Consider the following 19,742-nt stretch of genomic DNA (forward strand, 5'->3'; position numbering starts at 1 on the left):
CCGCTCTATACTGTTGTCAAGGGAACCCAACCGGCCGCCCTGGGCGGCGAGAGAGGAGAGCAGACAGATGAAAAGACCCATTGTGATCGACACCGACACCGGTTCCGACGACGCGGTGGCCCTGGTGCTGGCGCTGCGCGACCCCGCGGTGGAGGTGCTGGCCATCACCACCGTGGCGGGGAACGTGGGGGTCGAACAGGCCACCCAAAACGCCCTGATGACCATCGACTACGCCGAGCGGGGGACCCCGCCGGTCTACCAGGGGTGCGCCAAGCCCCTCTACCACCCCCACATCTCGGCCGAGGGGGTGCACGGGGAGGACGGGATGGGCGACCTGGGCACCCTGGTCCCCAGCGCCCGCCTGCCCGAAAAGGAGCACGCCGTGGACGCCCTGATCGCCCTGGGGCGCAGGGGCGGGGTGGAGCTGTTGGCCCTGGGGCCCCTGACCAACGTCGCCCTGGCCATGATGAAGGACCCCGAGGCCATGCGGGGCTACACCCATATCACCCTGATGGGCGGGGCCTACACCAAGGGGAACACCGGCCACCTGGCCGAATTCAACCTCTGGGAGGACGCCGAGGCGGCCGACTATGTCTTCACCTTCGGCGTCCCCATCACCATGGTCACCATCGAGGCCTGCCGGGACAAGGCAAAAATCACCCGGGACGACTGCGCCCGCATCAAGGCCACCGGTTCCCGCTGCGGGGCCTTCTGTGTGGACTGCAACCGCACCCTCTACGAGGCCAGCGCCCGCTACGGCGAGCCCTACTTTACCCTGCCCGACGCGGCGGCCGCCGCCGTGCTGCTGCGCCCCGACCTGGTGGCCGAGCAATTTGACAGCTACACCCGCATCGAGTGCCGGAGCGAACTGGCCTACGGGGCCACCGTCAACGACCGGCGGCCCCGGGACCGGGTGGGAACCGCCTCGAAGGCGTCCACCCTCCCCCCCTTCAACTGCCGGGTGGTCCACCGGTTGGAGGAGAGGGCCTTCAAAGAGTGGATGATCGCGCTGATCGCGTAGAGAGGAGAGAGAGCTGTGAAAAAAATCATTCTCGACACCGACACTGGGTCGGACGACGCGGTGGCCATCGTCATGGCCCTGCGGGACCCGGGGGTCCAGGTGCTGGCCTGCACCACCGTCTCGGGCAACGTCGAGGTGGAACGGGCCACCTACAACTGCCTGCAGGCCATCGACTACGCCGGCACCTACCGCCCGCCGGTCTACGAGGGGGCGGGGCGCCCCCTGCAGGGGGAATATGAAAACGCCGACCAGGTGCACGGACAGGACGGGATGGGCGACCTGGGCACCCTGCGCCGACCCGCCGACAGCCCCGCGCCGGGGTCCGCCGTGGACGCCATCCTCCGCCTCCTGCGGGAGGGGGCGGGCGACATCGAGCTGGTGGCCATCGGCCCCCTGACCAACCTGGCCCTGGCCATCCTCCAGGAGCCGGAGACCGTGAAAAAGGCGCCCCACATCACCATCATGGGGGGCGCGCACCCCTACAACAACCCCCACACCGTCTGGGCGGAGTTCAACATCATGTGCGACCCCAAGGCCGCCGGCGTGGTCTTCTCCTCCGGCATCCCCTTCACCCTGGTCACCCTGGAGGCCTGTTGGGGCGACATGCGCTTTGACGAGGACGACATCGCCCGCTTTCGCGCCCGCAGCGAAGCCGGCGCCTTCTGTGTCGACTGCAACCGCACCGCCATCGACCTGGCGCGCAAACGGCAGGGCGAGGGCCGCTTCACTCTGCCCGGCGCCGCCGCCATGGCGGCGCTACTGCGGCCCGAACTCATCAAGACCAGCTTCCCCAGCTACACCCAGGTGGACTGCAAGGGCCGCTTCACCCGGGGGGCCACCCTCTTCGAGCCGATCGAGCGCCGCTTTGTCACCGACGCCTTCGGACTCGAAAAGCACCGCCCCAACTCCACGGTGGTCACCGAGATGGACGGGGCGGGCTTTAAAGAGTACCTCATGGGGCTCCTCTAACCCCCTTTCCCTTCTCCAATAAGACGCCACAGGGCGGCCGGGAATACTCCCGGCCGCCCCTCTTTTTGCGGTGTCACACGCCCCCAGGCCGCTTTATGTATGGGGGTTCCCCAAACCAAAGCTGACGCTCAAGGCGTGGTCGATTTGATCCATAGCGCCCGTATCCAGCTGCCCCATCCGCTCCTTGAGGCGGGTCTTGTCGAGGGTCCTGACCTGCTCCAACAGGACGATGGAGTTCTTGGCCAGACCACAGGTCCCCCCGGTCACCGAGATGTGGGTGGGCAGGTGGTTTTTGTCTTTTTGACTGGTGATGGCTGCGGCGATGACGGTGGGGCTGTGGCGGTTGCCCACGTCGTTTTGGACGATGAGCACCGGGCGGACGCCCCCCTGTTCCGAGCCCACCACCGGGCTCAAGTCGGCGTAGTAGATCTCCCCGCGCTTGACGGTATTCACGTCTGTCACACTCCCAAAAGAAAATTGCGAAAGTCGCCCGCCGCGGTCCGCGGCTGCTGCCTGCACCCATAGTTTGGCCCGCTGCGGCTCCCCTTAAACACGGGAGGTGTACCCCATTCTATTTTTTGGAAGTGGCTTTGGTGTGGCCGCCGGACCGCTCTGCCGCCCGCCCCTGAAGGGAGGGCGCAAAAAGAGGCGGGGAGCAGCCGGCCGACCGGCTTTTCCCCGCCTTTTTGCGTCTAAAAAATGGCCGCGAACCGGACCGGCGGCCCGGACAGAGGGACTGCCCCCCTCACGAGACGGCCTTGAAGTTCTCCACCGCGATGCGGGTTTTGGCCCGCTCCCCCTCGCCGCCGTAGGTCATCTCCAGGGGGGCGAGGGTCTCCCCGTCAAAGGTGAGGGTGTAGGGGCCGTTTGCATCCTCCCCCCGCACGGTGATGCGGCCCTTTTTCTCGGTGACCTTGCAGTTTTGGGCCTTGAACAGAGTCTTGATGACGTTGGCCACCGCCGTCCCCCGCATCGGCGCCCCGCCGGGGTTGATGCGCAGCCCCCCGTAGGTGAAGGAGAGGTCGGCGATGGTGATGATGCAGCCCAACCCCTTGAGGGTCTCTGGGCTCTGCACTGTGAACTGGTAGGTGCCCTCCGCCGTCTTTTCCAGGTCGAGGGCGCAGGAAAAGCCCTCGCTCTCCACCGTCACATCGCAGGTAAAGGCCCCCTCAAAGGCGGTGGTGGGGTTTTTCACCCCCGCTCCCCCGTCCTTCTTGCAGCCGGCCAGCCCGCCCAGACAGCACAGTAGCGCCAGGGCGGCGGCCCACCCTCTCTTTGTCCGCGTCATCGCCTCTCCCGCCTTTCCCACAAACTGGTTCCCTCTACTTCTATGCAGAGAGGGGGCCGTTCATGTGCCGGGGCGGGCTAGAGCATCACCACAAAGGCCACGGCCTGGGTCCGGTCGTGGCTGATGCTCACGTCGATGGCCCCGCCCCCCGCCAGCGCCTGGGCGCGGGGGGAGAGGGAGAGCACCGGCTTGCCCCGGCGGTCCCGTAGCACCGAGATGTCCTGAAAGCCGACCCCGCGAAAGCCGGTGCCCAGGGCCTTGACAAAGGCCTCCTTGGCCGCCCAGATGCCGGCGGCCGTCTCGGCCGGGTGGCGGCGAGATGCCAACAGCGCCCGCTCCCTCTCGGTGAAACAGCGCGCCAAAAAGCGCGGATTTTCCAGGCAGCGGCGTACCCGCTCGATCTCGACGATGTCCACCCCACAGCGCAGCACAGCCAGTCCCCCTTCTTTATAAAAAGTATAAACAGCGTATCGGCGACCCGGGCAAAGGCGAGTTTCCAGTAAATGGGCTGCAAAGGGCCCATTCCGCGCGCCGCCGTCTTTTCCCACTATACCAAATTCTGTCCGACTTTTCAAAAATTCGGCGGACGGGGTGTTGAAACCGCCCAAAAAATGTGGTAGAGTAGGGGCAGTAAACGCAGTGACGAAGGAAAGTAACCGTCCACAGACCGCCTCACAGAGAGGGCCCGGCCGCTGAAAAGGGCCCGGGGCGGGCGGGCGGCGAAGTTCCCTTCCGAGCGGCCCCGCTGAACGGCTTGACTCAATAGGCGGGGACGGCAGGCCCCGTTACGGTTAAAAGAGTGTTTGCTCTATTGGCAAAAATCAGGGTGGTACCGCGGAAGCTGTTGACACGGCCTTCGTCCCTATAACAGGGGGCGAAGGCCGTTTTGTTTTCTCCCCCGTTCCCCGGCCGGGGCAGCGGCCAAAAAACGGGAGGGGCCCACGCCCCTCCACAAAAAAGGAGTACAGAGATGAAAGAGGCACTGAAGAGGATCGAAGAGGAGGCGCTGGCCCAGATCGCCGCCGCCGAGGAGGGGCTTGACGAGCTGCGGGTCAAATACTTGGGCAAAAAGGGCGAGCTCACCGCCATCTTGAAGCAGATGGGCGGTCTCTCGGCCGAGGAGCGGCCGGTGGTCGGCCAGTTGGCCAACCGGGTGCGCGGCGGCATTGAGGAGGCCATCGCCCAGAAGACCGCCCAGCTGAAGGCCGAGAAGCTGGCCCGCCAGTTGGAGAGCGAGTCCCTGGACGTCACCATCCCCGGGCAGGCGCCCAAACTGGGCAAAAAACACCCCCTGACCCAGGTGCTCGACGACCTGACCGAAATCTTTTTGGGGATGGGCTTCTCGGTGGCCACCGGCCCCGAGGTAGAGTACGACTACTACAACTTCGAGGCCCTCAACCTCCCCCCCGACCACCCGGCCCGGGACACCCAGGACACCTTCTACATCACCGACAAGGTGCTGCTGCGCACCCAGACCTCCCCGGTGCAGGTGCGGGTGATGGAGCAGCAAAAGCCCCCCATCAAGATCATCGCTCCCGGGCGGGTCTACCGCTCCGACGCGGTGGACGCCACCCACGCCCCTGTCTTTCATCAGATCGAGGGGCTGGTGGTGGACAAAAACATCACCATGGCCGACCTGAAGGGCACCCTCAACACCTTCATCAAAAAGCTCTACGGGCCCGACACCGTCACCCGCTTTCGCCCCCACCACTTCCCCTTCACCGAGCCCTCGGCCGAGGTGGACACCCAGTGTTTCGCCTGCCACGGCAAGGGCTGCCGCCTCTGCAAGGGCGAGGGGTGGATCGAGCTGCTGGGCTGCGGGATGGTGCACCCCAAGGTGCTGGAAAACTGCGGCATCGACCCGGAGGAGTACTCCGGCTTCGCCTTCGGCATCGGTCTGGAGCGCATCGTCATGCGCCGCTACAACATCGACGACCTGCGGCTGTTCTCCGACAACGACCTGCGGTTTTTGAACCAGTTCTAAAGGGTGCGAAGGGGACTGCCGTCCCCCTCGCAAACTCCCCCGGCACGGCCTTCGCTCCGCCGCGAAGGCCGCGAGAGGAGTTTTTCCGGCGGCAGAGCTGCCGGAAAAACAGATGCGCGGCAGCCCCGCGCAAAAGGGGCTGGCTGTCCGGGCGCATCGGATGCGCCGGTAGGGCTCCCGAGAAAGCCGGATACAAGTGCTGAGGGGCTGGCCGACACCCCGATGTCCCAGGGACAGCAGCGACGCTGGGAAATTGGTGGGCGGCGGGAGTGCCGAGAATGGCTGGCTGCCGAGCACACCAGATGCGCTGGCAGGGCTCCCGAGAAAGCCGGATACAAGCGCTGAAGGGCCGGCCGACACCCCGATACCCCAGGGACAGCAGCGCCGCCGGGAAATTGGCGGGCGATGGGAGCGTCGAGAACGGGTGGCTCCCGGGCGCACCAGATACAGCGGCAGGGCTGCGTGAAAGCCGGACACAAGTGCTGAAGGGCTGGCCGGTGCCCCGATGCCCCAGGGACAGCAACGCTGCTGGGAAGACGGGTGGACGGCGGGAGCGCCCGAGAACGGCTGGCTGCCGAGCACACCAGATACAGCGGCATGGCTGCGAGAAAGCCGGATACAAGTGCCGAGGGGTTGACCGGTACGCCCCGATACCTCAAGGACAGCAGCCGCGCCGCTGGTAAATTGGTGGCGGCGGGAAGCCGCCGGGCGGTCTCTCCGCCCCGCGCAAAAGGGGCGGCAACACCCCATTTTCTTACACAAACAGATGGAGGAATCGAGTATGAACCTTTCTTATAAATGGCTGCAGGACTACACCCCCTGCGACCTCGCCCCCCGCGCCTACGCCGAGGCCATGAGCCTCTCGGGCTCCAAGGTCGAGGGCTGGTCCAGTCTGGCCGACGAAATCAAAAACGTGGTGGTGGGACAGGTGGTCTCCATCGCCCCCCACCCGCGCGCCGACAAACTGGTGGTCTGTCAGGTGGAGGTGGGCCGGGGTGAGCCCCTGCAGATCTGCACTGGGGCGGCCAACCTGAAACCCGGCGACAAGGTGCCGGTGGCCCTGCACGACAGCGATCTGCCCGGCGGGGTGCACATCCAGCGGGGCGAGCTGCGGGGCGAGATCTCCGACGGGATGATGTGCTCCTTTGCCGAACTGGGTCTCACCGTCCACGACTGCCCGGACCAGCGCGAGGACGGCATCATGGTGCTGGAGCCCGACGCCGCCGTCGGCCAGGACATTGTGAAGGCGCTGGAGCTGGACGACCTGTCGGTGGAGTTCGAGATCACCTCCAACCGGCCCGACTGCCTCTCGATGATCGGCCTGGCGCGGGAGACCGCCGCCACCCTGGACCAACCCCTGCGCCTGCCCGAGCCCACCGTGGAGCGCGAGAGCGGCGACATCGCCGACTACCTGAAGGTGGACGTGGAGAGCGACCTCTGCCTGCGCTACGCCGCCCGGGTGATCAAAAACGTCAAGATCGGCCCCTCCCCCAAGTGGATGCGCGACCGGCTGCGGGTCTGCGGGGTGCGCCCCATCTCCAACATCGTCGACATCACCAACTACGTGATGCTGGAGTACGGCAACCCCATGCACGCCTTTGACTACGAGCGGGTCGCCGGGCACCACATCATCGTCCGCACCGCCAGAGAGGGCGAACACCTGGTCACCCTGGACGACGTGGACCGCACCCTCACCCCCGAAATGCTGGTCATCGCCGACGAGGCCGGCCCCTCGGTGGTCGCCGGCATCATGGGCGGCGAGCAGTCGGGCATCAGCGACGAGACCAACACCGTCATCTTCGAGGCCGCCTGCTTCTCGGGGCCCTCGGTCCGCCGCACCAGCAAGAAGCTGGGGCTGCGCAGCGAGAGCTCGGCCCGCTACGAGAAGGGGCTCGACCCCAACGCCTGCATGAGTGCCCTGATGCGCGCCTGCCAGCTGGTGGAAGAGCTGGGCTGCGGCGAGGTGGTCGGCGGGGTGATCGACTGCTACAAAAACCCGCTGAAACCCTGGAAGATCGCCCTGGACGAGGGCTACATGAACCGCTTTCTGGGCATCGACATCCCCCGCAGCGAGATGGAGGAATACCTGACCCGCCTGGGCTTCGGCATCGACGGCGGCGACGTGGTGGTGCCCACCTTCCGCGCCGACGTGGAGCACAAGGCCGACGTGGCCGAGGAGATCGCCCGCATCTACGGCTACGACAAGATCCCCGCCACCCTGGCCAAGACCGCCGACGAGGCCGAGCTGACCGAGGAGCAGAAATTCAAGCGCGCCGTGGGCGGCGCCCTGGTGGGGATGGGGCTCAACGAGATCATCACCTACACCTTCATCAGCCCCAAATACTACGACAAGATCGACCTGCCCGCCGAGAGCCCCCTGCGCGACAGCGTCACCATCCGCAACCCCCTGGGCGAGGACACCAGCGTCATGCGCACCACCGCCATCCCCTCCATGTTGGAGGTGCTGGCCCGCAACTACGCCAACCGCAACCTCTGCTGCCAGATGTATGAGATCGCCACCGAATACCGCAAACAGGGCGGCCCCGACGACCTGCCCGACGAGAGCGAGGCCGTCCTCATCGGGATGTACGGCGGGGAGAGCGACTTCTACTGCCTCAAGGGGGTCGTGGAGAACCTGCTGGAGGCCACAGGGGTGAAAGACGCCTCCTTCCTGCCCGAAAAGGGCGACCCCACCTTCCACCCCGGCCGCTGCGCCAAACTGCTGCTGGGCGGGGAAGAGGCGGGCACCCTGGGGGAGGTCCACCCCCACGTGGCCCAGAACTACGGCATCAAGCAAAAGGTCTATCTGGCCCGCATCCCCCTGGCGGGGCTGCTGAAAAACGCCCGCAGGGAGATCAGCTACCGGCCGCTGCCCAAGTTCCCCGCCACCACCCGCGATCTGGCCCTGGTCTGCGACGAGTCGGTGCTGGTGGGCGACATCTCCCGCGCCATCGCCGAGAGCGCCGGCAGCCTGCTGGAAGGGGTGGAGTTCTTCGACATCTACCGCGGCAAGCAGATCGGCGAGGGGAAAAAGAGCGTCGCCTACAAGCTGATCTTCCGCTCGGACAGCGAGACCCTCAAGGACGAGCACGCCGACGCGGCCGTGGAGCGGGTGCTGGGGGCGCTGGAGCCCCTGGGCATCACCCTGCGCAGCTAATATTTTCCAGAAGTGGACGGCATTTTTCTTGATTCTTGGGGCAGGATAGTGTATCCTACAAAGAGAGGTGATCGCTATGCAGGACAAAACCATGACCTTTTCGATTTATGAGGACAAGGAGGACGAGACCCGCCGCATCCTCACCCAGGTCTACGACGCCCTGAAACACAAGGGCTACAACCCCATCAACCAGATCGTGGGGTACATCCTGTCCGAGGACCCCACCTACATCACCACCTACGACAACGCCCGCAGTCTGGTGCGCAAGCTGGACCGCGACGAGCTGCTGCGCACCCTGGTCAAATCCTACCTGGGCGAATAGGCGCTCTGCCATCCAACATCCGTCTGTCGCCCCCGCCGGGGGCGGCGGTAAAGGGACGCGGACTCCCCCCTCGGGAGTTCGCGCCCCTTTTTTGTTTTCCTTGTCAAAGCCCTGACAAAGGTGTATCATAAAGGGGTCATAATTTTACACTTCATAAAGTGAACCAAACAGGCAAACCTGCAAAACGCAGGGACGCAAAGCCACAGGGTCTTCTTTCGCACAGGGATGACAGCCGGTTGCCGCATTCGGCCCTGCCGCGAGGACGCTTGGCAAAAAGAGGGGGTTTTATCGTGAGATTTGCAAAGAGGCGACGGGGGGCGGTCGCCCTTGTCCTGCTGGTGGCGCTGGCTGTCCTGTCCCTTTCCACCTGGGCGGAGGAGGCCCCCTACACCGGGGCGGTCTTCACCTGGGCGGAGGCGGGGGACGGGGTCGCCGTCACCGGCTTTGACGACGGCTACCTCGCCTCCCTCACCGAGGTGCAGAGGGGGGACATCGCCATCGTCATCCCCGAAACCATCGGCGGAAAGCCGGTGACCGCCATCGGCGATCTGGCCTTTTACAACAACACCCACCCCTCGTACAAGGACTGCCGGTTCACCTCGCTGGACCTCTCCCAGGCGACCCACCTGGTCCAGATCGGGGAGATGGCCTTTGACAGCCACAGCGAGCTCACCGGCCCGCTGGCCCTCCCCGCCTCGCTGGAGACCATCGGCAAACAGGCCTTTATGGGCTGCCGGTTCACCGGCTCCCTCGACCTGCCCGCCGCCCTCACCACCCTGGGGCAGGGGGCCTTCAAGTACAACACCGGTCTCACGGGGGTGCGCTTTCCCGCCGGGCTGACCACCATTGAAAACGCGGCCTTTTCGGGCTGCACCGGTCTGTCGGGGGAACTGGCCCTCCCGAAGTCCCTCAAGAAGATCGGCGCCCAGGCCTTTCAGTCCTGCAGCGCCCTCACCGGCACCCTGACCCTGCCCGAGGAGCTGACCTTCCTGGGCTCCCAGGCCTTTTACGGGACCAACGTTTCCACCGCCGTCCTCCCCACAGACCCCACAGTCGTTCTGGAAAACGGCGGCACCGCCTTTCGCAACTGTGCCCGGCTGACCGCCCTCCTCTGCACCGAGGAAAACTACGCCGCTTACGCCAAGTCCCTCACCTATGCCGACGCCAAAAAGCTGCTGGGCTACCCGATAAACGTCTCCTATGCCGACGGCTCGGCCCCCGCCCTTGAGCGGCTCTTCGGCCGCCCCCTCAACCTGGTCAAGGACGCAGACGGCCACTGGGCGACGGACAGCGGCTTTGCCCTGCCGGCGGACGACGGCAGCAGCGGCTACCTGACCCGGTGGAGTTTTGCCGAGGGGGGGAGCACCGTCTCCCTCGCCAGCGCGGTGAGCGGCGCCACCCTCTACCCCGTTCGCGGCTACGCTGACCCGGTGCTGACCCCCAGCGACAGCCGGGTCTCCAAGGTGTACGACGGCCAGCCCGTCGAGCTGAAAATCGATATCTCCCACCCCCTCAAGGGCGACAAGGTCTTTTTTTACTGCATGTGGACCAAGGTCCACAACTACCAAAAGGACAAAGACAGGTGGTCCACCGACAACTGCTGGACCGCCGTCGATGTGGCCGACAGCGCCCCCGGTGGCGGCGACTGGTACCAGGTGACCGTCTACGGCTACGACTACGCCACCAAGACCAACTTCTACAAGAGCCAGACCCACTACTTCTACCTCGACATCCAGCCGGCCGACGCCACCGTGCTGCCCGTCTGCGCCGGGGACGCCCCGCTGGAGTCCGGTCTTCCCTCCCTGGCTCTGGGCGAGGGGAGCACTCCCGGCGCCATCGCCTGGGAGGAGGACCAGACCCCGGTGGCCGGCACCGCCAACTACCGCTGGACCTTTGAGCCCGACAGCGGCAATTACCGGGGCACCGGCGGCGAGGTGGCGCTGACCCTCCACCCGGCCCCGGCCATCGCCGTCGAGGCGGGGGTGGGCGGCGCCGTCAGCCGGGAGGGAGAGGGTCTCTGGGGGGAGGACGCGGTCTACCGCCTCACCCCCGACCCCGGCTACCGGGTGGACACCGTTCTGGCAGACGGCGTCCCGGTGGCGGCGACAGGGCGCTACACCTTCCCCCAAATCAGCGGGCCCCACACCCTGCAAGTCACTTTCGCCCCCCTGCGGGCGGAGGAGGCCGAGGAGATGATCGGCACCCTGCCCCCGCTGGACGGCGATCTCGCCCCCGAAGAGCAGGCCGCGGCAGAGGAGGCCGTCCTCGCCGCCAAGGTGCACACCGAGGCCCTGAAAAAGGGTGGCACCGCGCTCTCCGCCGGGGCGCAGGACGCCCTCAACGCCGCCCTGGCCCAGCTCTCCACCGTGGCAGTGGAGGGGCCGGATCACCCCGCCCTCACCCTCAACCGGCCCGCCGCCCTCCTCTCCAACATGAGCCAGGAGGAGGCGGCCGCCCTGCAGGCGGGGGAAATCAGCCACTACCGCCTCTCCCTGCAGCGCGGCAGCGCCGCCCCCGACGGCCGGGAGCAAGCGGCCATCGAGACCGCCGCCCAGGGGTACGTCCTGGCCGACCAGCACAGCCTCACCCTGCAAAAAATCATCACCCGGGGGGAAGACACCGAGGTGGTGCCGGTCGAGCGGCTCGCCGCGCCCATCTCCCTCACCTTCACCCTTCCCCCCGCCCTGCAAGCGCCCGACGGCATCGCCCGGACACACGCCGTTCTGCGCACCCACCAGGCCCCCGATGGCAGTTGGTCGGCCGAGATCTTGGAGGATGTGGATGGCAGCGCCGCCACTGTCACCGTGCTGACCGACCGCTTTTCCACCTACACCCTGATCTACCGGGACGAGGCGGTCGCCCCCAAGCGCTGCACCGTCCACTTTGCCGGGACCGGGCTGGCGGACATCGAGGCCGCTGTCGGCGGCCTGCTGCCCCAACCGGCGGACCCGACAAGGGAGGGGTACCGCTTTGGCGGCTGGTACCAGGACGAGGGCTGCACCCTCCCCTGGGACTTTGCCGCCGACCGGGTGGAGGGGGAGCTCACCCTGTACCCCCGGTGGATCCCCCTGGAGGGGACACCGGATGGAGAAGTGCGCCCCGCCCCCTCGCCCGCTCCCACCCCTGACGAGGGGCTGCCGACTGAGACCGGCGACGTCGGTCTCCCCCTGGCTGCGGGGGCGCTGGCCCTCCTCGCCGCGGGGGCGGTCGCCCTCTCCCGGGCCCGAAAGCGGCAGTAAACCTGCACCCGATGACGGGGCCCTTTTGCGGCCCCGCCATTTTTTCTGCCCCGCCGAATTTCTTCCCGCCAAACAGGAAGATTTTTGGGCCGGAACATGGTACACTGAGAGGCAGAGAGGGGTGCGGCAGATGGACGACGAGGAGAGATGGCGGGCGGTGCGGGACTGCGACCCCGCCTGGGACGGGCGCTTTTTCTACGGGGTGAAAACCACCGGCATCTACTGCCGCCCCTCCTGCCGCTCCCGCCTGCCCGACCGGCAGAACATCCGCTACTTTCCCAGCGCCCGGGCCGCTGAGGAGGCCGGATTCCGCCCCTGCAAGCGCTGCCGCCCCGACCTGGCCGCCTACCGGCCGGAGGAGGAGTTGGCGCGGGCTGCCGCCGGGTGGCTGGAGGAGCACCTCTCCCGGCCCGACGCGCTGCGCGCGCTGCCGGGGGCCCTGGGGGTAAACGGCGACCACCTGCGGGCCCTCTTTCGCCGCCAGTGGGGCGAGACCCCCGCCGCCTTTCTGACCCGCCGCCGGGTAGAGGCGGCCTGCCGGGCCCTGAAAGAGGGGGACGCGCCCGTTTTACAGATTTCCCAGGCGGTGGGCTTTGCCAGCCTGTCGGCCTTTTACGCCGCCTTCCGGCGGCAGGTCGGCCTGTCGCCGGGGCAGTACCGCCGAAAGGCGTTGTCAAAGGAGAGGTGTCTATGAAGACCATCTGTTGGAGAGAGAGCCCCATCGGCCCCCTGGGGGTGGGGGAGGAGGACGGCGCCATCACCCTGATCCTCTTTGCGGGGCAGCAGCCCCCCGGGGGCTACCGCGAAGGGGAAAGCCTCCTGCTGGAGGAGGCCTGGGCGCAGTTGGAACGCTATTTCGCAGGCGAGCTGCGGCAGTTCTCCCTCCCCCTGGCCCCGGCCGGGACCCCCTTTCAGCAGGCGGTCTGGCGGGCGCTGGAGGAGATCCCCTACGGCGAGACCCGCAGCTACGGGGAGATCGCCGGATGGGTGGGTCGGCCCAAGGCCAGCCGAGCGGTGGGGGCGGCCAACCACCGCAACCCCATCCCCATCGTCATCCCCTGTCACCGGGTCATCGGCGCGGGGGGGACCCTCACCGGCTACGGCGGCGGGCTGGACAGAAAGCGGCTGCTGCTGGACTTGGAGCGGCAAAACCGCCCGCAAAAGGGCTGAACCGCCTGCCCTTGGCCTCGCCCTCCCTTGCGCCCTTGCCCTCCCCCCTCGCCCTGCCCGGCAAGCCCTCCCCTGTTGTGGAAACGCGTTGCCATTGCGCGGGAGGGGCGGTCCTTCCCCAAAATGGCCGGACAAATAAAGAGACGGGCGCGACCTTTCAGGTCGCGCCCGCTTTTTTGCTGTCTGTCCTTATGTGCTGGAAATGCCCGGTGGCAATGGGGGATGGAGACCGGCTTATTGGGCGGTGGGCCATTCGGCCCAACAAAAGCGTCATTTTTACAGGCCCCTCCTGCGCTATCTCTCCTCCAGAATCCTGCTGCTGAACTGCTCTATGAAATCCTTTGCGTTCTTCCAATCCTCTATTTCTACCTGGGTGATCCTCTCCAACGCCATGCAGCAGATATACTCATACAGGCCTTGATGCGGGCTCTTGTACAGGATCAGATACAGCGGTTTTGCCGCTGCGTTCCCCATCTCTAAGACTTCTTGAAATTGCTCGCTCTCCAACGTGTAGGTGTACCAACCGGCGCCAAAAGCAAATTCCGGGTCTTCTCTTTCCCTTTTCTCTATTTCGCCGGTCAACTCCTGCAACAGAGCAGCCACCCGTTCCAAGACTGCTGTGTCTACGGCCTCCATCAGCTTTTCTTCGTCTACGCCGTCTGCTGAAATCTCATCCCAAGTGATTTCAGTTGACCCGCTGCTGCTGTTTTTCCCTGGGCTGCTGCCGTTGCCCATATCCCCTTTATTGCCGTTTTGACACCCTGTAAAATGGAACATCATCACGCATGACAGTATAAAGGCCAATGTTTTCTTCATCTATTTCTCCTCGACAAATGCCGACTGGGGGCTGGCTATTTCCCATCGCCGTGCTTTTTCTGCTGTCCGACGATCACCATGACGGCCGCAAAAAAGCACAGGGCCGCGGCGCCCCATGCCGCGGGATGCCCCATCAGCCCGGCCACACAAAAGCAGACCGCCACGATGAGCAGGACCCAATAAAATCCCTTCATACCCGTCTCCCCCTCCCACTGTTCCCGTGCGCCCTCTCTGCCTAAAAGGAACCTTTTTTCATGATACCTGACAGACCTGTTTTTTTCAAGGCAATTTGGCGGGAGCGACAGAACTTCGCTGTTGAGGCACCTGCCCGCGACAGGAACCGACAGCCCCTTCCCTTTACAAACCCGCAGGGCGATGGTATACTGATAAAAAGTACCCAATAGGGAGTTGTGCGGCAACGCGGGGAGGGCTCTCCGCGTTGCCTATCTCTAGTGAAGAACAAATAAAGGAGGTCACCGGGATGGCACAGGTGCAAACGGCGCTGAAATACCAGGGGAAACCCCTCGCCCGCTGCGGCGACGAGCTGTATTTCGGCAGCATGGACGATAAATACATCGTGTATATGCAGATTTTGAGCAAGCAGACCTACCAGGGCGAGGAGATGGCCGACAAGGTTCGGCTCTCCCTCATGCTCACCGACACCAACCTCTCCCCCATCGAGCGCATCATCAAGAGCAGCGAGAAGAAGGGGCTGTGGGGGGCGCTGGAAATCGCCAATATCTGGCTGGAGCGCGCGAACGCAGAAGAAAAGTAGATCGAGTTTGCAAAAAGGCAGGGGACATCATCGTCCTCTGCCTTTTGTGCAACTGTTCCCCCGACCAAATGGGAAGGAGTGTTCCATATGTCCCTGTTTCACTGTCATTTTTTCTCCAAGGTGTTGCAGACCCCCACCGAGCTGACCGTCTGCCTCCCCTCGCCCCCCGACTACGTCTGCAAGGAGACCCCCATCGACCAGCTCTACGCCCCGGTGCAGGACAGGCTGCCGGTGTTGACCCTGCTGCACGGTCTCTCGGGGGACTGCACCAGTTGGCTGCGCGAGTCCAGCGTTGAGCGCTATGCCGCCGAGGCGGGGGTGGCCCTCGTCATGCCCTCGGCCCAGAACAGCTTTTACAGCGACCTCTCCCCCGCCGGACCCTACTTCACCTACATCGCCGAGGAGGTGCCTCGCTTCTGCCGCGCCTCCTTCGGCCTCTCCCCCCGGCGGGAGCAGAACTTCATTGCCGGGCTCTCCATGGGCGGGTACGGCGCGGCCAAGCTGGCCCTCACCCTGCCCGAGCGCTACGCCGCCTTCGCCAGCCTCTCGGGGGCGCTGGACGCGGCGGCCCTGGCCGGCCAGTGGAAGGACGACCCCGCCTTTGTCAAAATCGCCGCCGCCTTTGGCGAACTGGACCAGGTGGCGGGGAGCGAGCACGACCTCTACGCCCTGGCCCAGGGGCTGGCCGAGAGCGACGCCCCCTTGCCCGCCGCCTACCTCTGCTGCGGGACCGAGGACTTTCTCTACCCCTACACCCCCGCCTTTGCCGACTTTCTGGGGGCCCTGGGCTTTGACGTGACCGAGGAGGAGGGGCCCGGCGTCCACGACTGGGCCTTCTGGGACGAGTTCATCCAAAAGGTGCTGGCCTGGCTGCCCCTCCCCCGGCTGTAAAGGGGGGCCGCGCTGTGAACATCACCCGCCGCCAGGTGCTGGACGACCTGCGCTTTTTAAAGGTGCTGGCCCGCCAGTACCCCACCATCCAGTCGGCCTCTACCGAGATCATCAACCTGCAGGCCATCCTCAACCTGCCCAAGGGGACCGAGCACTTTATGAGCGACCTGCACGGGGAGTACGAGGCCTTTTTGCACATCATGGGCAACGCCTCCGGCGCCATCCGCGAAAAGGTGGACCTGCTCTACCAGAACACCCTCTCCCAGGCCCAGCGGGCGGCCCTGGCCACCCTCATCTACTACCCGGAACAAAAGCTCAAAGAGGTCAAAGAGGAGACCCCGCAGGAGGAGTTGGGCGAGTGGTACCGCCTCACCCTGGGGCGGCTGGTGGAGGTCTGCCGGCTGGTGGCCTCCAAGTACACTCGCTCCAAGGTGCGCAAGGCCCTGCCGCCCGACTTTGAGTACATCATCGACGAGCTGCTGCACACCACCTACGACGAGCGCAACAAGGGCCGCTACTACGAAAACATCATCGCCACCATCATTGAGATCGAGCGGGGGGACGCCTTCATCGCCGCCCTCTGCGGCACCATCAAGCGGCTGATCGTCGACCGACTACACATCGTGGGGGACATCTACGACCGGGGCCCCCGGGCCGACATCGTCATGGACTCGCTGATGGCCCACCACTGCGTGGACATCCAGTGGGGCAACCACGACGTCCTCTGGATGGGGGCCGCCGCCGGCAGCCGCACCTGCATCGCCAACGTCCTCAACAACTCCATCACCTACAACAACCTGGCGGTGGTGGAGAACGGCTACGGCATCAGCCTGCGGCCCCTGGCCCTCTTCGCCGCCGAGACCTACGGCGGCCGGGACATGGCCGCCTTCCTCCCCAAGGGGGAGGCCACCCGCGGCTACAGCCCCAAGGACATCCACCGGGTGGCCTGCATGCACAAGGCCATCGCCGTCATCCAGTTCAAGCTGGAGGGGCAGATCATCCTGCGCAACCCCGGCTTTTTGATGGGGGAGCGGATGCTGCTGCACAAGATCGACCGGGAGCGGGGCACCGTCCGCCTGGACGGGCGGGACGTCCCCCTCAAGGACACCGACTTCCCCACCGTCGACCCCGCCGACCCCTACGCCCTGAGCGAGGAGGAGGCCCGGGTGATGGAACAGCTGAAATTCTCCTTTTTGCAGAGCGAGAAGTTGCAGCGGCACGTCCGGTTCCTCTACGCCAAGGGTGGGCTCTACAAGTGCTTCAACGACAACCTGCTCCTCCACGGCTGCGTCCCCCTGCGGCCGGACGGCAGCTTCCTCCCCTTCTCCTGCGAGGGGGAGGAGCTGGCGGGCCGGGCCTTTCTCGACTACGCCGAGGGGTTGGCCCGCCAGGGCTACTACGCCCAGCCCCACTCCCCCCAGCGCCAGCAGGGGAAGGACTATCTCTGGTACCTGTGGTGCGGCAAGAACTCCCCCCTCTTCGGGCGGGAGCGCATCGCCACCTTCGAGCGGCTGCTCTGCGACGACGCGCGCACCTGGGAGGAGCCCAAGAACCCCTACTACCTCCTCTACGAGCGGCCGGACATCTGCGAGAAGATCCTGCGGGAGTTCGGCCTGGGGGGGCCGGGCAGCCACATCGTCAACGGCCACGTGCCGGTGCGGACCAAGGACGGGGAGAACCCGGTCAAGGCCGGGGGGAAGCTCATCGTCATCGACGGCGGCTTCTGCCAGGCCTACCAGCCCAAGACCGGCATCGCCGGATACACCCTCATCTACAACTCCTACGGGCTGCGCATCGTCTCCCACAGCCCCTTTGAGGGGGTGAAGGAGGCCATCCGCCAGGACCGGGACATCCTCTCCACCACCGTCCTCACCCAGGCCACCGAGCACCGCATCCAGGTGGGGGAGACCGACGTGGGGCAGGAGATCCGCGAGAACATCGACGGCCTGCGCAAGCTGCTGGCCGCCTACCGGATGGGGCTCATCAAACAGGACCACTCCCACTGAAATCCGCAGTCGGGACTGCCGGTGGAACGGGGGCGCGGGGCCTCCCCCAGCGGGGGGCGGCGGGGCGGGGGGGGGGGGGGGGTGGGGGGGGCCCGGGCACTCGCCCCGCGCCACCGTCAGCCGCCGCAGACCGCCCCACTCCCGGTAGCCGCGGGCCCCGTAGAAGGAGAAGAGGGAGGGCTCCCCCGGCACCAGGGCGATGCCCGCCCGCCCGCCGGTCTCCCGGCGGTAGACCTCCTCCAGCATCCGGGACATAATCCCCTCCCCCTGCCGCTGGGGCAGGGTGGCCGCCGCGTAGAGGTACCAGAGGGGGACCCGCTCACCGCCCCGGCGGTACTCCACCGGCAGCAGGAAGAGGGCGGCGGCGGGGCCCGCCTCGTCCTGCCAGAGGTAGGGGCGGCAGCTCTCCCGCCAATTTTGCCAAAAGAGGCGGACGTACTCCTCCCCGTCGCCAAAGCCCGCCCGCCAGATCGCACAGAGGGACGCGAAGTCCCCCGGCCCTGCCAGGCGGAGCATCAGTCCGCCACCCGGGCGATGAACTTCTCCACCATGCACTCGGGGTGGTAGGAGAGCTTGGCCTTGCGCAGCCCCTCCTCGCCCAGGTCCTCCTCCCGGTTGATGTAGGTGTAGCCCCCGCAGAGGTTGCGGGCGAACTCCCGGTTGATGATGGGGTAGGCCCCCCGGTAGTCGGAGAAGGCCTTCTCCACGTGCACGTCCACCATGGTGTCGTTGAGGGCGTGGCCGAAGCTGTAAGCCACCACCCGGTCGTCCACCCGGATCAGCCCGCCGAAGAGACCCAGCTCGTCCCAGTGGGCAAAGGCCTTTTTCACCGCGCAGTACTCGATCTGCAGGCTCTCGCTCTGGGTGCAGCCGTTCTGGCGGCACCACTCCTCGTTCATGGCCAGGCAGTCGGCCATGTTGTCCTCGTCGATGATCTCAAAACGCCAGTTGTAATTTTGCTCGAAGTAGGAGATGTGGTTGCGCTTGGAATGGTACTTTTTCCCCGAAAGGGTGGCCAACTTCTCCTGTAAGTAGACGTAGTCGTAGAAGTCCCGGTTGTACTCCAACCGCACCCGGTCGCCGAAATGGCCGGTGAGCAGCGCCGCCTGTTTGGGGCCCGCGCCGCCGATGGTCAGCTGTTTGCCGAGGGCGTCGGCGTCGGCCTTGCAGGCCGCATACCACACCCCCACGTCCACCGCGCCGGCGGGGAACATGTAGTTGACCGTCTCCCCCTCCACACTGCGGGCGAGAAACATCCCCTCGTACTCGGTGAACTGGATGCCGTACCCCTCCCACCACATGAACATGTTGCTGAAGGTGTACTCATCGCTGGTGTACTGGCTCTGGTCCAGCAGGGGCTGGACCCATTTTCGGTCTTCGATCTCCGGCGTTTTAAATGACAACATACAATTTTTAACTCCTTTTTTTGTTACAGGGCGGCCTCGACCGCGCCGCGCAGCTCTTCGCCGATCTCCTCCACCGGGCGGGGAACGCCCCCCCGGGCGCAGTCGATGACCGTCCACCCCAGCTTTTGGCAGCAGTAGAGGGCGGCCTGGCGGCAGTGGTTGAGGTAGGCCAGGTCCTGTTCGTGGATGTCCTTCTCGCCGCTGGCGGCGTAGCGCTTGTCCATCAGCTTCTGCGAGGCCTCGGGCGGCATGTCCAGGTAGAAGACCGCCGCCGGGCGGGGGATGCCCAACTTGCCGAACTCAAAGTCGTAGAGCCAGTCGAGAAAGCCGTCCCACTCCCCCCGCGGGAGCTTGGCCGTCTGGTGGACGGCGTTGGAGGTGGTGTAGCGGTCGCAGAGGATCAAGCTCCCGGCCAGATAGGCCGCCCGCCAGTCCTGGCGAAAGCTGGCGTAGCGGTCCACGGCGAAAAAGGTGGAGGCGGCGTAGGCGTTGACGTCCTCCGGCTTTTGGCCGTAGCTGCCGTGCAGGTACTCGGTCAGGGCCCCGGCGGCCGGGTCCCCGTACCGGGGGAAGGAGAGCTTTCTCACCGCCCGCCCCTCCCCCTGCAGCCGCCGGGTCAAAAGCTCCGTCTGGGTGCCCTTGCCGCTGCCGTCGAGCCCTTCGATGACAAACAGTTTGCCGCTCACCGGCAAGACCTC

At 65.8% G+C, this 19,742-nt stretch carries 18 protein-coding genes, 1 pseudogene, 1 riboswitch and 1 other annotated feature; of the genes and pseudogenes, 11 read left to right on the forward strand and 8 right to left on the reverse strand.

Annotation, left to right across the window (positions count from 1 at the left end):
* Window positions 1–67: 67 nt before the first annotated feature.
* Window positions 68–1,021, forward strand: coding sequence for a nucleoside hydrolase (locus BN3266_RS03825; RefSeq protein ID WP_059003937.1), 954 nt, complete (start codon window positions 68–70; stop codon window positions 1,019–1,021).
* Between the two features lie 15 nt (window positions 1,022–1,036).
* On the forward strand, window positions 1,037–1,990 hold the full coding sequence (locus BN3266_RS03830; RefSeq protein ID WP_059003939.1) for a nucleoside hydrolase: 954 nt from the start codon (window positions 1,037–1,039) through the stop codon (window positions 1,988–1,990).
* A gap of 93 nt (window positions 1,991–2,083) precedes the next feature.
* Here the strand turns inward: BN3266_RS03830 and BN3266_RS03835 are convergent, their stop codons facing one another.
* The 3 genes from BN3266_RS03835 to acpS all read right to left on the reverse strand — a co-directional run bounded on the left by BN3266_RS03835 (window position 2,084) and on the right by acpS (window position 3,709).
* The gene (locus BN3266_RS03835; RefSeq protein ID WP_021660723.1) at window positions 2,084–2,452 is read right to left on the reverse strand and encodes a type II toxin-antitoxin system PemK/MazF family toxin; all 369 of its coding nucleotides are present in this window, start codon (window positions 2,450–2,452) and stop codon (window positions 2,084–2,086) included.
* Window positions 2,453–2,735: 283 nt separating this feature from the next.
* The gene (locus tag BN3266_RS03840; RefSeq protein ID WP_021660722.1) at window positions 2,736–3,278 is read right to left on the reverse strand and encodes a hypothetical protein; all 543 of its coding nucleotides are present in this window, start codon (window positions 3,276–3,278) and stop codon (window positions 2,736–2,738) included.
* 77 nt (window positions 3,279–3,355) lie between these two features.
* On the reverse strand, window positions 3,356–3,709 hold the full coding sequence (acpS, locus tag BN3266_RS03845; protein ID WP_059003941.1) for a holo-ACP synthase: 354 nt from the start codon (window positions 3,707–3,709) through the stop codon (window positions 3,356–3,358).
* A 199-nt stretch (window positions 3,710–3,908) separates the two neighbouring features.
* Window positions 3,909–4,145, forward strand: a binding site (T-box leader).
* A gap of 103 nt (window positions 4,146–4,248) precedes the next feature.
* Between acpS and pheS the strand changes: the two genes are divergently transcribed.
* From pheS to BN3266_RS03875, 6 genes are all read left to right on the forward strand, one after another.
* The gene (gene pheS / locus BN3266_RS03850) at window positions 4,249–5,262 is read left to right on the forward strand and encodes a phenylalanine--tRNA ligase subunit alpha (protein ID WP_021660720.1); all 1,014 of its coding nucleotides are present in this window, start codon (window positions 4,249–4,251) and stop codon (window positions 5,260–5,262) included.
* A 781-nt stretch (window positions 5,263–6,043) separates the two neighbouring features.
* Window positions 6,044–8,419, forward strand: a complete 2,376-nt coding sequence (gene pheT, locus BN3266_RS03855; protein ID WP_059003944.1) for a phenylalanine--tRNA ligase subunit beta — start codon at window positions 6,044–6,046, stop codon at window positions 8,417–8,419.
* A 76-nt stretch (window positions 8,420–8,495) separates the two neighbouring features.
* Window positions 8,496–8,741: an IreB family regulatory phosphoprotein gene (locus BN3266_RS03860; protein WP_021660717.1), complete on the forward strand. Its 246-nt coding sequence runs from the start codon at window positions 8,496–8,498 to the stop codon at window positions 8,739–8,741.
* A gap of 160 nt (window positions 8,742–8,901) precedes the next feature.
* Window positions 8,902–8,985: riboswitch (cyclic di-GMP riboswitch) on the forward strand.
* Between the two features lie 46 nt (window positions 8,986–9,031).
* The gene (locus BN3266_RS03865; RefSeq protein ID WP_059003946.1) at window positions 9,032–11,980 is read left to right on the forward strand and encodes a leucine-rich repeat protein; all 2,949 of its coding nucleotides are present in this window, start codon (window positions 9,032–9,034) and stop codon (window positions 11,978–11,980) included.
* Between the two features lie 130 nt (window positions 11,981–12,110).
* The gene (locus BN3266_RS13735) at window positions 12,111–12,674 is read left to right on the forward strand and encodes a bifunctional transcriptional activator/DNA repair enzyme AdaA (RefSeq protein WP_075109691.1); all 564 of its coding nucleotides are present in this window, start codon (window positions 12,111–12,113) and stop codon (window positions 12,672–12,674) included.
* Complete coding sequence (locus BN3266_RS03875) at window positions 12,671–13,150, forward strand: methylated-DNA--[protein]-cysteine S-methyltransferase (RefSeq protein ID WP_059003951.1); 480 nt, start codon at window positions 12,671–12,673, stop codon at window positions 13,148–13,150. Before BN3266_RS13735 ends, BN3266_RS03875 begins: the two co-directional genes overlap by 4 nt.
* Window positions 13,151–13,444: 294 nt before the next feature.
* Here the strand turns inward: BN3266_RS03875 and BN3266_RS03880 are convergent, their stop codons facing one another.
* Window positions 13,445–13,966: a hypothetical protein gene (locus BN3266_RS03880; RefSeq protein ID WP_059003954.1), complete on the reverse strand. Its 522-nt coding sequence runs from the start codon at window positions 13,964–13,966 to the stop codon at window positions 13,445–13,447.
* A gap of 35 nt (window positions 13,967–14,001) precedes the next feature.
* Window positions 14,002–14,160 carry a hypothetical protein gene (locus BN3266_RS14030; protein ID WP_186336292.1) on the reverse strand — a complete coding sequence of 53 codons (159 nt, stop codon included), beginning with the start codon at window positions 14,158–14,160 and terminating at the stop codon, window positions 14,002–14,004.
* Window positions 14,161–14,447: 287 nt separating this feature from the next.
* Between BN3266_RS14030 and BN3266_RS03885 the strand changes: the two genes are divergently transcribed.
* The 3 genes from BN3266_RS03885 to BN3266_RS03895 all read left to right on the forward strand — a co-directional run bounded on the left by BN3266_RS03885 (window position 14,448) and on the right by BN3266_RS03895 (window position 17,638).
* On the forward strand, window positions 14,448–14,741 hold the full coding sequence (locus BN3266_RS03885; RefSeq protein ID WP_021660709.1) for a hypothetical protein: 294 nt from the start codon (window positions 14,448–14,450) through the stop codon (window positions 14,739–14,741).
* Between the two features lie 87 nt (window positions 14,742–14,828).
* Entirely contained in the window at window positions 14,829–15,632 is an 804-nt protein-coding gene (locus tag BN3266_RS03890) for an alpha/beta hydrolase (protein WP_075109673.1), read from the forward strand.
* 14 nt (window positions 15,633–15,646) lie between these two features.
* Entirely contained in the window at window positions 15,647–17,638 is a 1,992-nt protein-coding gene (locus tag BN3266_RS03895; protein WP_059003956.1) for a fructose-bisphosphatase class III, read from the forward strand.
* A gap of 153 nt (window positions 17,639–17,791) precedes the next feature.
* Here the strand turns inward: BN3266_RS03895 and BN3266_RS14510 are convergent.
* From BN3266_RS14510 to BN3266_RS03905, 3 genes and pseudogenes are all read right to left on the reverse strand, one after another.
* A pseudogene (locus BN3266_RS14510) lies at window positions 17,792–18,154 on the reverse strand (GNAT family N-acetyltransferase); the annotation flags it as partial.
* Complete coding sequence (locus BN3266_RS03900) at window positions 18,154–19,044, reverse strand: DUF2156 domain-containing protein (RefSeq protein WP_059003957.1); 891 nt, start codon at window positions 19,042–19,044, stop codon at window positions 18,154–18,156. The gene BN3266_RS03900 and the pseudogene BN3266_RS14510, both read right to left, overlap by 1 nt.
* A gap of 23 nt (window positions 19,045–19,067) precedes the next feature.
* Complete coding sequence (locus tag BN3266_RS03905; protein ID WP_021661485.1) at window positions 19,068–19,730, reverse strand: dTMP kinase; 663 nt, start codon at window positions 19,728–19,730, stop codon at window positions 19,068–19,070.
* Window positions 19,731–19,742: the final 12 nt, after the last annotated feature.

It is taken from the genome of Bittarella massiliensis (ex Durand et al. 2017), from assembly GCF_001486165.1.
Lineage (GTDB): Bacteria > Bacillota > Clostridia > Oscillospirales > Ruminococcaceae > Bittarella > Bittarella massiliensis.